The sequence below is a fragment of the Arthrobacter sp. RT-1 genome (assembly GCF_003367205.1).
Taxonomy (GTDB): Bacteria; Actinomycetota; Actinomycetes; order Actinomycetales; family Micrococcaceae; genus Arthrobacter.
In genome coordinates this window covers 1-301 of sequence record NZ_QRGQ01000056.1, presented here as the reverse complement: position 1 = coordinate 301, position 301 = coordinate 1, and the positions used below count along the sequence as shown (strand labels likewise).

Sequence of the window (301 nt, the reverse complement as noted above, 5' to 3'; positions counted from 1 at the left end):
CCCTCCCGGGGTACTTTTCACCTTTCCCTCACGGTACTGGTCCGCTATCGGTCATTAGGGAGTATTTAGGCTTATCAGGTGGTCCTGACAGATTCGCACGGGATTTCTCGGGCCCCGTACTACTTGGGATACTCTCACAGGCGGTACAAAACATTACGGTTACGGGGCTAACACCCTCTCTGGCCGGCCTTTCAAAACCGTTCACCTATGCACGCACATCACACCCCACCAGCCCGGCAGAACTGGTATGGAAAGTCCCACAACCCCGACCATGCAACGCCCGCCGGCTATCACACATGGA

Annotated in this window: 1 rRNA gene; it reads right to left on the bottom strand. The window is 56.1% G+C overall.

Going from position 1 to position 301, the window contains the following annotated elements:
• A 23S ribosomal RNA gene (locus DXK94_RS21190) occupies positions 1-301 on the bottom strand; the annotation flags it as partial.